The organism is Pseudorhodobacter sp. E13 (genome assembly GCF_003991405.1).
Taxonomy (GTDB): Bacteria; Pseudomonadota; Alphaproteobacteria; order Rhodobacterales; family Rhodobacteraceae; genus Pseudorhodobacter.
Map to the genome: position 1 here is coordinate 286739 of NZ_RPEN01000159.1, position 14040 is coordinate 300778.

Annotated in this window: 17 protein-coding genes; 12 read left to right on the forward strand and 5 right to left on the reverse strand. The window is 60.2% G+C overall.

The window, feature by feature from the left end:
- Positions 1 to 8 precede the first annotated feature (8 nt).
- The 4 genes from EGN72_RS17505 to EGN72_RS17520 all read left to right on the forward strand — a co-directional run bounded on the left by EGN72_RS17505 (position 9) and on the right by EGN72_RS17520 (position 3922).
- Positions 9 to 1775 carry a DNA polymerase III subunit gamma/tau gene (locus EGN72_RS17505; protein WP_127049960.1) on the forward strand — a complete coding sequence of 589 codons (1767 nt, stop codon included), beginning with the start codon at positions 9 to 11 and terminating at the stop codon, positions 1773 to 1775.
- A 51-nt stretch (positions 1776 to 1826) separates the two neighbouring features.
- The gene (locus EGN72_RS17510) at positions 1827 to 2171 is read left to right on the forward strand and encodes a YbaB/EbfC family nucleoid-associated protein (RefSeq protein ID WP_127049962.1); all 345 of its coding nucleotides are present in this window, start codon (positions 1827 to 1829) and stop codon (positions 2169 to 2171) included.
- A 2-nt stretch (positions 2172 to 2173) separates the two neighbouring features.
- Positions 2174 to 2773: a recombination mediator RecR gene (recR, locus tag EGN72_RS17515; RefSeq protein WP_127049964.1), complete on the forward strand. Its 600-nt coding sequence runs from the start codon at positions 2174 to 2176 to the stop codon at positions 2771 to 2773.
- Positions 2774 to 3130: 357 nt separating this feature from the next.
- A complete protein-coding gene (locus EGN72_RS17520) occupies positions 3131 to 3922 on the forward strand; it encodes a LytTR family DNA-binding domain-containing protein (RefSeq protein WP_158623220.1) in 792 nt (263 codons plus the stop codon).
- Between the two features lie 77 nt (positions 3923 to 3999).
- On the opposite strand, the gene EGN72_RS17525 is transcribed toward EGN72_RS17520, so the two are convergent.
- Positions 4000 to 4761, reverse strand: a complete 762-nt coding sequence (locus tag EGN72_RS17525; RefSeq protein ID WP_127049968.1) for a DUF1013 domain-containing protein — start codon at positions 4759 to 4761, stop codon at positions 4000 to 4002.
- Between the two features lie 126 nt (positions 4762 to 4887).
- Here EGN72_RS17525 and EGN72_RS17530 point away from each other — a divergent pair, with 126 nt between their 5' ends.
- A complete protein-coding gene (locus EGN72_RS17530) occupies positions 4888 to 5532 on the forward strand; it encodes a ribonuclease T2 (protein WP_127049970.1) in 645 nt (214 codons plus the stop codon).
- Between the two features lie 15 nt (positions 5533 to 5547).
- Here EGN72_RS17530 and EGN72_RS17535 read toward each other — a convergent pair whose 3' ends face one another.
- Together EGN72_RS17535 and EGN72_RS17540 are read right to left on the reverse strand one after the other, a co-directional pair.
- Positions 5548 to 6543, reverse strand: a complete 996-nt coding sequence (locus tag EGN72_RS17535) for an NAD(P)H-quinone oxidoreductase (RefSeq protein ID WP_127049972.1) — start codon at positions 6541 to 6543, stop codon at positions 5548 to 5550.
- A gap of 29 nt (positions 6544 to 6572) precedes the next feature.
- A complete protein-coding gene (locus EGN72_RS17540; RefSeq protein ID WP_127049974.1) occupies positions 6573 to 7304 on the reverse strand; it encodes a COQ9 family protein in 732 nt (243 codons plus the stop codon).
- Positions 7305 to 7413: 109 nt separating this feature from the next.
- Here EGN72_RS17540 and rpsU point away from each other — a divergent pair, with 109 nt between their 5' ends.
- From rpsU to EGN72_RS17560, 4 genes are all read left to right on the forward strand, one after another.
- Positions 7414 to 7620 carry a 30S ribosomal protein S21 gene (gene rpsU, locus EGN72_RS17545; protein ID WP_096519594.1) on the forward strand — a complete coding sequence of 69 codons (207 nt, stop codon included), beginning with the start codon at positions 7414 to 7416 and terminating at the stop codon, positions 7618 to 7620.
- A 390-nt stretch (positions 7621 to 8010) separates the two neighbouring features.
- The gene (locus EGN72_RS17550) at positions 8011 to 8388 is read left to right on the forward strand and encodes a DUF4087 domain-containing protein (protein ID WP_127049976.1); all 378 of its coding nucleotides are present in this window, start codon (positions 8011 to 8013) and stop codon (positions 8386 to 8388) included.
- A 244-nt stretch (positions 8389 to 8632) separates the two neighbouring features.
- Positions 8633 to 9511 (forward strand): phosphatidylserine decarboxylase, encoded by an 879-nt coding sequence (locus EGN72_RS17555; RefSeq protein WP_127050505.1) that lies wholly within the window; start codon positions 8633 to 8635, stop codon positions 9509 to 9511.
- On the forward strand, positions 9508 to 10257 hold the full coding sequence (locus EGN72_RS17560; protein ID WP_127049978.1) for a phosphatidylcholine/phosphatidylserine synthase: 750 nt from the start codon (positions 9508 to 9510) through the stop codon (positions 10255 to 10257). Before EGN72_RS17555 ends, EGN72_RS17560 begins: the two co-directional genes overlap by 4 nt.
- Here the strand turns inward: EGN72_RS17560 and EGN72_RS17565 are convergent, their stop codons facing one another.
- Positions 10258 to 10719, reverse strand: coding sequence for an Lrp/AsnC family transcriptional regulator (locus EGN72_RS17565; RefSeq protein WP_127049980.1), 462 nt, complete (start codon positions 10717 to 10719; stop codon positions 10258 to 10260).
- A 135-nt stretch (positions 10720 to 10854) separates the two neighbouring features.
- Here EGN72_RS17565 and ald point away from each other — a divergent pair, with 135 nt between their 5' ends.
- Positions 10855 to 11973, forward strand: coding sequence for an alanine dehydrogenase (gene ald / locus EGN72_RS17570; protein WP_127049982.1), 1119 nt, complete (start codon positions 10855 to 10857; stop codon positions 11971 to 11973).
- A gap of 67 nt (positions 11974 to 12040) precedes the next feature.
- Positions 12041 to 12646, forward strand: coding sequence for a sulfite oxidase heme-binding subunit YedZ (locus tag EGN72_RS17575; RefSeq protein ID WP_127049984.1), 606 nt, complete (start codon positions 12041 to 12043; stop codon positions 12644 to 12646).
- 66 nt (positions 12647 to 12712) lie between these two features.
- Here the strand turns inward: EGN72_RS17575 and mscL are convergent, their stop codons facing one another.
- Positions 12713 to 13141 carry a large conductance mechanosensitive channel protein MscL gene (mscL, locus tag EGN72_RS17580; RefSeq protein ID WP_127049986.1) on the reverse strand — a complete coding sequence of 143 codons (429 nt, stop codon included), beginning with the start codon at positions 13139 to 13141 and terminating at the stop codon, positions 12713 to 12715.
- A 151-nt stretch (positions 13142 to 13292) separates the two neighbouring features.
- Here mscL and EGN72_RS17585 point away from each other — a divergent pair, with 151 nt between their 5' ends.
- Complete coding sequence (locus tag EGN72_RS17585; protein ID WP_127049988.1) at positions 13293 to 13988, forward strand: glutathione S-transferase N-terminal domain-containing protein; 696 nt, start codon at positions 13293 to 13295, stop codon at positions 13986 to 13988.
- Positions 13989 to 14040 lie beyond the last annotated feature (52 nt).

The window sequence follows — 14040 nt, forward strand, 5'->3', positions numbered from 1 at the left end:
GGAGCCACATGTCCGACACAGCCCCCAAAGCCTATCAGGTTCTGGCCCGCAAATACCGGCCCGAAACCTTTGCCGATCTGGTCGGGCAGGATGCGATGGTGCGCACGTTGAAAAACGCCTTTGCCGCCGACCGGATCGCGCAGGCCTTCATCATGACCGGTATTCGCGGCACGGGCAAAACCACCACCGCCCGGATCATTGCCAAAGGGCTGAACTGCGTTGGCCCCGATGGCAAGGGCGGGCCGACAACGGAACCTTGCGGCCAATGCGACCAATGCAAATCCATCATGGAAGGCCGCCATGTCGATGTGATGGAAATGGACGCCGCCAGCCGCACCGGGGTGGATGACATCCGCGAAATCATCGCCTCGGTCGCGTATCGCGCCACCTCGGCCCGCTACAAGATTTACATCATCGACGAAGTGCACATGCTGTCGAACAACGCTTTCAACGCGCTGCTCAAAACGCTGGAGGAACCGCCAGCGCATGTGAAATTCATCTTTGCCACCACCGAAATTCGCAAGGTCCCGGTGACGGTGCTGTCCCGCTGCCAACGCTTTGATCTGAAACGGATTGAACCGGAAGCCCAGATCGCCTTGCTGCAAAAAATTGCCAAGGCCGAAGGGGCGAATATCTCGGAGGATGCGCTGGCGCTGATTACCCGCGCCGCCGAAGGGTCGGCCCGCGATGCGACCTCGCTGCTGGATCAGGCGATCAGCCATGGTGCGGGGGAAACCACCGCCGACCAAGTGCGCGCCATGCTGGGGCTGGCCGATCGGGGCCGGGTGCTGGACCTGTTCGATATGGTGGTGCGGGGCGATGCCGCCGCCGCCCTGACCGAGCTTTCGAACCAATATGCCGATGGCGCGGACCCGATGGCCGTGCTGCGCGATTTTGCCGAAATCACGCATTGGCTGTCCGTCATCAAGATCACGCCCGAGGCCGCCGAGGACCCGACGATCCCCCCCGATGAACGCCGCCGCGGGCTGGATATGGCGGGGCGTTTGCCGATGCGGGTGCTGACGCGCATGTGGCAAATGCTGCTCAAAGCACTGGAGGAGGTATCGCTGGCCCCCAATGCCATGATGGCCGCCGAAATGGCCGTGATCCGCCTGACCCATGTGGCCGATTTGCCCGACCCGGAAAGCCTGATCCGCAAGTTGCAATCGTCGCAGCCCGGCCCGGTTGTCGGCGGGGCGCCTGCGGGCGGTGGCGGTGGCGGTGGCATGGTTCACGCCAGCACGCGGCTGTCGGCCCCGGCCATGGGCCCGGTGCATGGCGCAACGATGATGCACGGCGCCGCGCAGGGCGGGCAAGCGACTGCGGTCGCCTTGGCCCCCGGCGCGCTGGAAAGCTATGTCAGCTTTGATCATGTCGTCGATCTGATCCGCGAGCGCCGCGACATGAAGCTGCTGGTCGAGGTGGAAACCACGCTGCGGCTGGCCAAATACGCGCCCGGCCGGATCGAATTTGAACCCACCGCCGACGCCCCGCGCGACCTTGCCTCCCGGCTGGCAACCCGGCTTCAGGGCTGGACCGGCGCGCGCTGGGCGGTAACGGTTGTGAACGCAGGCGGCAAGGCCACGCTGGCCGAGGAACAAGACAAGGAACGTCTGGCGGCAGAGGCGAAAGCCATGGAAAACCCGTTGGTGCAAGCCGTGATTGCCGCTTTTCCCGGTGCCAAGATCAGCGCGATGCGCCAGCCAGAGCTTGAAGCCGCCTTTGAGGCGCTGCCAGAGGTCGAAGACGAATGGGACCCGTTTGAGGAGGGTTGAACCCCGTAAGGGCACGGCCTACCTCAGGATAAATCAAGTGGAGAATACGCGATGCTAAAAGGATTGGGCGGGCTTGGCGACATGGCCAAGATGATGAAAGCCGCGCAGGAAATGCAAGGCAAGATGGCCGAGATGCAAGAGGGGCTGGAGCGGATCGTCGTGATCGGTGAAAGCGGCGCTGGCTTGGTCAAGGCGCGCGCCACCGCCAAGGGCGAGTTGACGGGGCTGGAGATCGACCCCTCAATTTTTGTCGCCTCGGAAAAGGAAGTCGTCGAAGATCTGATCCTCGCCGCGATCAAGGATGCGCAATCCAAGGCCAGCGAACGCGCACAGGCCGAAATGGGCAAGCTGACCGAGGGGCTGGGCCTGCCGCCGGGCATGAAACTGCCGTTCTGACCATGGCTGAAACCCCGCGCGATATTGAACAGTTGATCGACCTGATGGCGCGGCTGCCGGGGCTTGGGCCACGGTCAGCGCGGCGGGCCGTGTTGATGCTGTTGAAAAAGCGCGGGGCGGTGATGGCCCCATTGGCCCGTGTGATGGCCGAAGTGGCCGAAACCGCCCGCGATTGCCAGGTGTGCGGCAATATCGGCGCCGCCGAGATTTGCGAGATTTGCCGCGACGACCGCCGCGCCACGGGCGAGATTTGCGTGGTCGAAGATGTGGCTGACCTGTGGGCGCTGGAACGCGGCCGCGCCTTCAAAGGGCGCTATCACATTCTGGGCGGCACGCTGTCTGCGCTGGATGCCGTAGGGCCGGATGATCTGCGCATCCCGCAACTGGTGGCCCGCGTCCGCGAGGAGGCCACGCGAGAGGTGATCCTTGCGCTGAATGCCACTGTCGACGGGCAAACCACCGCGCATTACATCGCCGACGCGTTAGAGGAAACCGGGGTGCAGGTGACAAGCCTTGCGCAAGGCGTGCCTATCGGGGGCGAGTTGGATTATCTGGATGATGGCACCATCGGCGCAGCCCTGAAAGCACGCCGGAAGTTCTGAAATGCCCCCCTCTGAAATCCGGCCCTTCCCCTCGTGCAAAAGCCGCTGCAAAAACATTGGAAAAAATCGCAAAGGTAGGGTTTCCCTGACCTGCGAACACGCTAAATTACCCAAAGGTTAACGGTGACACGCAGTGCCATGGGAATTGGGAAAAGCGGGTCGGCATTCGCTACACTTAAACTTTTGACGGGCGCTTTGCCCCCGACCCGACCTCTTTGTGCCAAAAAAGTATAACAGATTCATCAATTTTGGAATGAAATGCACATCATATTCTTGAATGGTAGCGAATTCAGGGGCAAGTGGCGCGATTTGCGCCGCGCATTATGGAGTCCGCATTTCGTCGGTCTGGTTCTGACAATGACCGGCATCATTTTCTTGGTGCAACCCTACAACCACATCATGCCCGAAGGCGTGATTGTCAGAATGCTCATCGTTGCCAGTTGCGTTCTGGTGTTTCTGGCAACCGCCATCGGCTTGCTGGCCATCGGATATCGCACCTGCACCCGGATGCGCACCTTTGTCGTCATGCTGCCCGCCATAGGCGTCTCGGCGGTCTGGGGCGTTGAATTGAGCGTGGCTTTGGGCGGACAGGGGCTGAGCCCGGCGCAATGGATGCAGCTTCTGGCCTTTGATCTGGTTGTCGCCATCATCGGAGAGGTCGTCTTGTCCTCTTTTCTTCTGGGCCGCATTGCCGCGCAGACAGGGATGAAGGCGCATCCCGTCCCCGCCATCTATGCCCCAGAGGACGCAGTGATCACGCAAGAAATCCCTTCGGAAAAGGCATCCCCCAAACCTGCCAAAGAGCCAGAGCCGCCGGCCCCCCACTGGATAGACCTGCTGGGCAAGCAGGTGCAAAGCGATACCGTGATCTATCTGAAAGCCGAGGAGCATTATGTCTGTGTTGCCCTGCACGGCAGCCCCCCTTTGCTGCTGCGCGGAAGACTGGCGGATGCGATGGCCTGCCTGCCCGAAGAATCGGGGATGCAAGTGCATCGCAGCTATTGGGTCGCCACGACGTCGGTCGCCGACTTGCTGCGCCACCGCGACGGCTGGCGGATCGTTACCCATTCGGGGCAGGAAATCCCTGTCGCCCGCAACCGTCAGACCGAAGTTCGGGCCTGGGTGGAACAGCACGCGGCACCGGCTTAGCCCCCGCTTTCCCCTTGCCCCCCAAATAAAAAAGCACCCGCGCGGGGTGCTTTTTTCGTGGCTTTGGCGGCTGCGGATCAACGGCGCGGGTCGATGCCGTCATCATCCTCATCATCATCTTCATCCGCATCGGGCAGGTTGAAGAAGCTGTCCGCGTCCGAGTAATCGGCCGATTTCTCTTCCTTTTCCGACAGGGTAAAGTTTTCCAGCCCTGCGATGGAAGACGGCATCTTCGGCTCATCCGGCATGCCCAGCGATTGCTCGGTGCTGACCAGCTTGCGACGTTCATCATCCGACATCACGCCACCTTCGGCAGCTTTCTTGCGCACGGCAACCTGCACGGCGGCGTCCAGCTCGGTCTGTTTGCACAGACCCAGCGCCACCGGGTCAATCGGGGTGATGTTGTTGATGTTCCAATGCGTGCGCTCACGGATGGCCTGGATGGTCGGCTTGGTGGTGCCCACCAGCTTGCCCACCTGACCATCGGTCAGTTCCGGGTGGAATTTCACCAGCCACAGAATGGCCGCCGGACGATCCTGCCGCTTGGACAGCGGGGTGTAGCGCGGGCCGCGGCGCTTTTCTTCGCCCACGGCCGAGGCGTTGAACTTCAGCTTCAGGCGATAGGCCGGGTCTTTCTGACCCTTCTCAATTTCACCCGGTTCAAGCTGGTTGTTGGACACCGGGTCAAAGCCTTTGACCCCGGTTGCCACATCACCATCGGCGATGCCCTGCACTTCCAATTCGTGCAACCCGCAGAAATCGGCGACCTGCTTGAAGGTCAGGGTTGTGTTGTCCACCAGCCAGACGGCGGTTGCTTTGGACATCAGTGGCTTGTTCATCGCAACACTCCTTTATATATCCCTTCCATGCCGGGAAAACGGCTGCGGGCCGGGGCCTCGCGTCTTCTCGTTTTCGGGGAAGTCAGGGGTGCATATAATGGGCCAAACGGGCAGAGGAAAGAGAAAATGCGTGTTTTTGCACTAGTGATCGGGTTTGTGATGGCGTTTTCGGGCGTTATGGCGCGGGCCGATGGCGAAAAAGCCGGGGATTTCGACTATTATGTGATGGCGTTAAGTTGGTCTGCCAACTGGTGCGCGCTGGAAGGCGATGCCCGCGGCGAGGACCAGTGCCTGCCCGGCAAAGGCCTGACATTCACGCTGCACGGGCTGTGGCCGCAATATGAAAAAGGCTGGCCCGCCTATTGCCGCACCACCGCGCGCGACCCCTCGCGCAGCCAGTCGGCAGCGATGGCCGATATCATGGGCGGCGCGGGGCTGGCGTGGTATCAGTGGAAAAAACACGGGCGCTGCGCGGGGTTAAGTGCCGAGGATTACTTTGCCACCGCCCGTAAAGCCTTTGCTTCGGTGAAAGAACCCGAGGTTTTTGCCAAGATCAACAAAACCCTGGAGGTGCCCGCCGAGGTGGTGGAAGAGGCGTTTCTGGCCGCCAACCCCGGCCTTGCCCGCGACATGATCACCGTCACCTGTCAGGCTGGCATGATCCAGGAAGTGCGCCTGTGCCTGACCAAGGATCTGGAACCGCGCCGCTGCGGGGCCGATACAATCCGCGATTGCCGGATGCAGGATGCGATCTTGGGCGCGGTGCGATAAAATCGGGCGGGGGGCTTACCCCTCCCGCGCTTTCAGAACAATTTTACCGATATGGCCGGGGGCCTCAATCCGCCAATGCGCGGCGGGGGCCTCTGCCAACGGGAATTCGCTGTCGATCACGGGTTTGAACACCCCGCGCGCGATCATCGGCCAGACATGCGTTTCCACCTGCGCGGCGATTCGGGCCTTCGCAAGATCGGATTGCGGGCGCAGGGTTGACCCTGTCAGCGTCAGACGGCGCATCATCAACTCCGCAAAATTCAGCTCGACCTTGGCGCCGGTCAGAAAGGCGATCTGCACAAGGCGGCCATCATCGGCAAGGCTGCGGATATTGCGGGGCAGATAGGTGCCGCCAACCATGTCAAGGATCAGATCGGCCCCACCCACCGCCTTCATCCCGGCGGCAAAATCTTCCTCGCGGTAGTTAAAGGCCTTTTCGGCCCCCAGATCGGTGCAGACCTTGCACTTTTCCTCGGAACCCGCGGTGGCAAAAACACGCGCCCCCAGCGCGCGGGCAATCTGAATCGCCGTTGTGCCGATGCCCGAGGTGCCACCATGCACCAAGAACCGCTCTCCGCCGCGCAAACCGCCGCGCATCACCACATTGGACCAGACGGTAAAGCAGGTTTCCGGCAGGCAAGCAGCGTCACGCATCGACATGCCTTCAGGCACCGGCAGCGCGTGATCAGCCGCCGTCACCGCATATTCCGCATAGCCGCCGCCCGGCAGCAGCGCGCAGACCGCATCGCCCAGCTTCCAGCGCGTCACCCCCGGCCCCACAGCCGCAACATGGCCCGACGCCTCCAGCCCCGGCAGGGGCGAGGCATTGGGGGGCGGGTTATAGGCCCCCGCACGCTGCAAGGCATCCGGGCGGTTCACCCCGGCATAGGCAACCCGGATCAAAATCTGGCCATGGCGCGGCACCGGCACCGGCACTGAACAAGGCGTCAGCACATCGGGCGCACCAGCCTGTGTGATTTCAATCGCGAGCATCGCATGCGGAAGGGTCATCTCTGCCTCATTTCTTGCCGTCGGGCGCGTTACTGCCGAAACCTGCCGGGCAGATCGTCGGGCATCTTAGGCATATCTGGCATCTTGAACTTTTCCAATGCGTTAAGCGCAGCGCCAAAGGGTCCATTGCGCAGCGCCTTGGACAAAGGGTTATCGCGCAGGCTGGCCTTGACCTTTTCAATCTGCATCACATCCGCAATCCGCCGATCCAGAAAATCCCATGTGGCGGTATGGCCGGGACTGTCATCGCCCAACCAGAACAACACGGTTGCCCCGTAAACGCCCGACAGCGTGGCCCGCTTTGTATACCAGTTGAAATCGGTGCTGGTATCGCCCAGCGCCTTCCAGATCGCATCGGCGGTGCCCCAGATCGCCTTTGCCCCTTCGGCGGCGTGCTGCGGTAGGGAAAACAGCGTGGTGCCACGGCGCACCAACTCTTTATCCTCCACCAGTTCCAGCCTTGTCCGAATGGCAAGGGCCACCCGTTCCGAATAGCGGCGACTGCCCAGATCGAGCGCGGCCAGCCGTTCCACCATCAGCGCATCGCCCTGCGCGTGAAAGGCCAAAGCCAGATCCAGCCCGCCCCGCGGAAACAGCGCGCGGGCCAAACCATCGGCCACACCCGAATCAGCCACCGCCGCGCGAAAGGTCACATCCGTCCAGCCGTCAAAGGCGACATGCGGCAAGGCGGCCTGCAAAATCGCCTGTTTTTGGGGGGTTAGCCCGGTTTCCTGTGGGTCCGCTTGGGTTTGGTCGCTCATCAAGGCCTCCTGCGCCGGTCGGAATGGTAGACAGGCCATTCCCCCTTTGTTATAGGGCGCAGGCCTGCACATCCGTGCAAATTTAACTTAGAAAGGTGGTGAAAACCACATGCAGGTCAGCGTCCGCGACAATAACGTCGAACAAGCCCTTCGGGCCTTGAAGAAAAAGCTCCAGCGCGAAGGCGTGTTCCGCGAAATGAAGCTCAAGCAACATTTCGAGAAACCCTCCGTCAAGAAAGCCCGTGAGCAAGCTGAAGCAATCCGGCGTGCGCGCAAGCTCGCACGCAAGAAAGCCCAGCGCGAAGGCGGTCTTTAAGAAAAGATCGACGTCAAGCGAACACTGGTGGGGGCAACCCCACTAATAAGGTTAACCCCCTTGCGCGAGCTTGGGGGTTTTTCTTTTGGCCGGGGCGAAGCGGTATTGGGTGCTGCATAATGCAGAGGGACGCGGCGAACACAGGCGCGGCAAAAACCTTCAACAAGGAATTGAATTTTGAACGGTTTTTTTTTGCGGCGGAAAACGGGGTGTTTTGCTGATGTTCCTGAAACGTGGGTTTTTGGAACGGATCTCAACGAATACTGTGCTGACCAAGCCGTCACTCGCTGCCCGCTCCCAAGACTTGAATTTGAAATAGCTGGCAAGCTAGGCTTGTGATGGCCATATTACTGTTTGCGCCGATCCGAGTAACTTTGGGAATTTAGCACTATGCGATCAATCAATCCTCGTTCTTCCATATTAGCCCTCATTTTCACATTCGGTTTTTTGCCTCAAGTTGCTTCAGCTGAATTGCGTTGCGGTTGGGTCGATAATCCGACGCCCGCTAATTGGTGGCTAACGGATCGTGACGGCGAGTGGATCTTAAGTGTCCAAGGTGTTGGCGACCAAGATAACGGGTTCTCCGACATCCCGAACGATTGGAATTTTCAGGATCAGTGGCGAGAGACAAATGGTTCTTACGGCTACGGATGTGGCTGTTTCGAAGGTAAGGTTGATAAAGCGACAAATTGGGTCTCGGAAGTCACAGCGCTGACTGCGAAATCTCTGGCAGTTTGTGAAAGTGACCTTGCACTACCTGCTCGCTGATCTAAGATATTCGTCATTTGGTAGCGTTTCCGTATGAAGTCTATTTCAGCCTCGTATCTGCCATTCATAGCCCTTCCAAAAACCACCGTTTGTTGAACGGCTTCTCCGAAACGCCGCTGGTGCATATGTGGCGGGCTGACCTCTCCACGCACGCCAGACCAACTTGATTTCGCGATACACATTTCTCTTTTCCCTTAAGGCGCTTCCCTATCCCATCTTGGCACGACAGGGGCGTGCGATGCTGATGCCATGGCAGTTTCGCGCCAATCTGGGCCGGGTGTGCGATTTTGGCCAAGGAAGGCGGGCCTGGGCGGGTGGCGTGGCGCAAGGGAAACGCTGCGGAACCATATCGGCCTTGGCATTGTTTCACCCTCTGAAATGTGCCAGACCGCATCAGCTTACACGAACCAACAAAGGCCCGCATATGTCCGCCAGCATGATGTCCACTGTTATCAAGCCGATCCACCGCGAAGGGTGGCGCTTTATTCCGATCTTTGCGGTTGTGGCACTCGTGCTGTTTTTCGTCTGGCAACCGCTGGGCTGGATTGGTCTGGGCCTGACGATCTGGTGCTATTACTTTTTCCGCGACCCCAAGCGCGTCACGCCCACGCGCGAAGGGCTTATCATCAGCCCTGCCGATGGTGTGATCTCCTTGTTGGAACCGGCGGTTCCCCCTGCGGAACTGGGGCTTGGCCCTGACCCGATGATGCGGGTTTCGGTATTCATGAACGTGTTCAACTGCCATGTGAACCGCCTGCCGATTTCGGGCGTGGTCAGCAAGATTGCATACCGCCCCGGCAAATTCCTGAACGCAAGCCTCGACAAGGCCAGCGAGGATAATGAGCGTAACGCGCTGGTCGTGCGGATGGATGACGGCCGCGATCTGGCCGTGGTGCAGATTGCCGGGCTGGTGGCGCGGCGCATCGTCTGCGAGGTGCCCGAAGGCGCGCGTTTGCAAACCGGAGAACGTTTTGGCATGATCCGGTTCGGATCACGGCTGGATGTCTATTTGCCCGAAGGGGTAGAGCCGCTGGTTTGCTTGGGTCAGACCATGGTTGCCGGGGAAACCGTACTGGCCGATATCACTTCGACGGAATCCCCGCGTATGGGCCGCGAAAGATGAACGAAGAACCGCACCGCAAAAGAGACAGCCTCTCGCTGATGCTGATGTTGCCAAATATGGTGACAATCCTCGGGCTGTGTGCGGGCCTGACCTCTATCCGGTTCGTGCTGGTCGGGCGGTTTGATATCGCTGCGGCCCTGATCATTTTCGCCGCACTGATTGACGGGTTGGACGGGCTGCTGGCCCGCCGCCTGAATGCCGCGAGTGAGATTGGCGGCGAACTGGACAGCCTGTCAGACTTTCTGAATTTTGGTGTGGCCCCCGGTATTCTGGTGTTCCAATTCGCACTGGCCCGCGATTTCGCAACGGGCTGGATGTTTGTTCTGGTGTTTGCCTGCTGCTGCTGCCTGCGCTTGGCCCGGTTCAACGTCTCTCGCGATGATCCGGCGCCGGTGGGCGGCAAGCCGCATTTCATCGGGGTTCCGGCACCGGGCGGCGCGATGCTGGCGCTGCTGCCGTTTTTCCTGACCCGGCAAGGGCTGATCGACGCGCAGGATTATCCCTTTCTGTTCGGGCTGTGGATCGGGATCGTGGGCTGGCTGATGGTCAGCAAAGTGCCGACACTGTCGTCCAAGGCGGTGCGGGTGAAGCGCGAATGGCAAGTGCTGGTCTTGCTGGGCGCGGCGGTGATCGTGGGCCTGATGGTCACGCGGTTCTGGCTGCTGATGGTGATCCTTGATGTGACCTATGCGCTGATCATCGCCTTTGCGGTGGTTCAGTATTTCCGCAAACGGCGCAAGGCCTGATCACACCGCCATCGCCGTGGTCTTGACCACCGTGCGCAGCGCAAAGGACGATTGCATCTGCGCCACCCCCGGCAAGCGGGACAAATACTGGCGGTGGATACGGGCAAAATCCTCGGTATCCTGCGCAAGGATTTTCAGCAGATAATCGGCAGACCCCGCCATCAGATAACATTCCAGAATATCCGGCACTTTCGCGACTTCACGCTCAAACTTATCCAAAATCTCATCCGCTTGCCCCTGCAAGGTGATTTCCACGAAAACCGTGGTCGGGCGGCCCATGCGGCGGGTATCCAGCAAGGCGACATAGCCCGCGATATAGCCCTCCTCCTCCAGCCGTTGCACGCGGCGGTGGCAGGCCGAGGGCGACAGGTTGATCCGCTCTGACAATTCCGCGTTGGTCACGCGCCCCTCTTTTTGCAGAACGGTCAGGATGCGGCGGTCTGTTGCGTCAAGATCAAGCATGGCGGTGTAATCTTTCAAGACATACCCGGATATGCCGAAGATTATACGAAAACAAACTCCGATTGCCAGCAAGAATTCAAAACAATTGCGGCAAAGCGGATGCAAGCTGATGGCTTAGCATAGCGGGAGGTTCACATGAAAATCGGTTGCCCAAAAGAGATCAAGCCACAGGAATTCCGCGTCGGCATGACACCAAACGCCGCGCATGAGGCTGTCGCCCATGGCCATTCGGTGCTGATCGAAACCGGCGCAGGCTTGGGCGCGGGGTTCTCTGATGCCGATTACATCGCTGCTGGGGCCAAGATCGCGGCGACTGCGTCAGATGTATTCAGCGCCTCCGAAATGATCGTGAAGGTGAAAGAACCGCAAGCCGTTGAACGCGCCATGCTGCGCGAAGGTCAGGTGCTGTTTACCTATCTGCACCTTGCGCCCGATCCGGCGCAGACCAAAGACTTGCTGAAATCCGGCGTCACCGCCATTGCCTATGAAACCGTGACCGATGACCGCGGCGGCTTGCCCCTGCTCGCCCCGATGTCCGAGGTCGCAGGCCGGCTGGCGCCACAGGTCGGGGCCTGGACCTTGCAGAAAGCCAATGGCGGGCGCGGGGTCTTGTTGGGCGGCGTGCCGGGTGTTGGGCCGGGGCGCGTTCTGGTGATCGGTGGCGGTGTCGTTGGCACCCACGCGGCCAAGATCGCGGCGGGTATGGGCGCGGATGTAACGGTGCTTGACCGGTCTTTGCCCCGCCTGCGCTATCTGGATGATGTCTTTGGCGGCACGTTCAAAAATGCCTATGCCAGCGTAGGCAATACCATTGAACTGGCCCGTCAGGCCGATCTGATCATCGGTGCGGTGCTGGTGCCGGGGGCCGCCGCGCCCAAGCTGATCTCGCGCGCGCAACTGGCAGAATTGAAACCCGGCGCGGCCCTCGTGGATGTGGCAATCGACCAAGGCGGCTGCTTTGAAACCTCCAAGGCCACCACCCACCAAGACCCGATCTATGACGTGGACGGCATCATGCATTATTGCGTGGCCAACATGCCGGGCGCTGTAGCCCGCACCTCGACCATCGCGCTTGGCAATGCCACCATGCCCTTCATGCTGGCGCTCGCCGACAAGGGCTGGAAAAAGGCCTGCGCCGAGGACAAGCACTTGCTGGCCGGCCTCAACACCCATGCGGGCCATCTGACCTATGCCGCAGTGGGCGAGGCTTTGGGCCTGCCCGTCACCCCGGCGGCCGAGGCGATGAAAATCTGACGCAACAGCGACGGAAAGCGCGCAAACAAACGTAAAAGGGTCATAACAACACAAAGGCCCCCCTTCCATGTTTGCGCGTATTTCTCCCTATCTTCTGTGGGTTATCCTTTCGCTGCCCGCTTTGGGCATGTTTTCGGCCCTGACCGGCGATGACGCCCGCGCCTTTCACCGCCTGCTGCACCCGACGGGCGAATTCGCCGCGCGGTTCATGATCATCTCCATGCTGGCCACGCCCCTGATGATGCTGTTCCGCACCCATCAATGGCCGCGCTGGCTGGTGAAAAACCGGCGCTATTTCGGCGTTGCCGCCTTTGGCTATGCCGCGCTGCACACCGTGGTCTATCTGGTCGATGAAGGCAGCCTTGCCCGCATTCTGGGAGAGGTCACACATTTCGACATTCTGACAGGCTGGCTCGCGTTTTTGATCTTCATCCCGCTTGCGGCCACCTCGAACGACTGGGCGCTGCGCAAACTGGGCACGGCGTGGAAACCCCTGCAACGCTGGACCTATGCTGCCGCTGTGCTGACCTTGCTGCATTGGGCAAGCCTGCACAATTGGAGCGGCTGGGCCCCTGCTGCGGTCCATTTCGCGCCACTGGCCGCGCTCAGCCTCTATCGCATCTGGTATCAGTATTTCCGCAAACGGCCCAGCCGCCCGGCAACTGCGGCCTGACACGACCAAAGGAAAAGGCCCCCCGGATCGCTCCGAGGGGCCTTTTTGCTGCGGATAGCCCGCCGCTTATTTCTTCAGCGTGGCCAGAATTTCAGCCAGCAATTCGGTTTCGGTCGGCCCAGCAGGTGCTGCCGGTGCGGCCTCTTCCTTCTTGATCGCGGCATCCTTCACGCGGTTAACCATTTTCACCAGCATGAACACCACGAATGCGATGATCAGGAAGTTGATGATGGCCATGATGAAGGACCCATAGGCAAAGATCGCAGCACCGCTTTCGCGCGCCGCCTCAAGCCCGGTGCCGGGGGCGACATCGCCGCTCAGAACCACATACATGTTAGAAAAATCAATCCCGCCGATGATAAGGCCGATGATCGGGTTGATCAGATCGCCCACCAAGGACGAAACGATCGCCGTGAAAGCCGCGCCGATGATGATACCAACAGCCATGTCCATGACATTGCCTTTGGCGATAAAATTCTTGAATTCATTGATCATTCTTATGTCCCCTTGGTCGCTCAGCCTGTTATCGGCCCTTGGTTCCTGTGTGTTTACGCACATGCGCTGCGCCATGTTTGCCTGAAGGGCCGGGGTTTTTCACGGGGAAAATATGCTTATCTGCGCCAAAGCATTAAAAAAGGATAAGATCATGCAGAGTTTGGCAGACCACCCGATCACGCACCGCTGGCCCCCGCAGGTGCCCGACAGGCTGCAACTTTATTCCCTGCCCACGCCCAACGGGGTCAAAATCTCGATCATGCTGGAAGAAATCGGCCTGCCCTACGAGGCGCATCTGGTGGATTTTGCCAGCAACGACCAGATGAGCGCGCCGTTTCTGGCGCTGAACCCGAATAACAAAATCCCCGCAATCATTGATCCGAATGGGCCAGAGGGCAAACCGCTGGCCCTGTTTGAAAGCGGCGCGATCCTGATCTATCTGGCCGAAAAATCCGGGCAATTGATGCCAGCGGACAAGCGCTATGAAGTGCTGCAATGGCTGATGTTTCAGATGGGCGGGCTGGGCCCGATGTTCGGGCAATTGGGCTATTTCCACCATTTCGCTGGCAAAGAGATCGAAGACCCTCGCCCGAAAGAACGCTACCGGGCCGAAGCGGCGCGCCTGCTGACAGTGCTGGATGGTGCCTTGGCGGGGCGTGACTGGATCGTGGGCGACTACTCGATTGCCGATATCGCCATTGCCCCTTGGCTGCGCACCCTGCGCGATTTTTACAAAGCCGCCGACAGCGCAGGCTGGGCAGACCTGCACCATGTGCCTGCCTACCTCGATCGTTTCCTCGCCCGCCCCGCCGTGCAGCGCGGGTTGACGATCCCCAGCCGGGGCTGAACCGGACCGGGCGCGGGCAAGCCACAAACCCGCGCCCTGATTTCATCTTGGC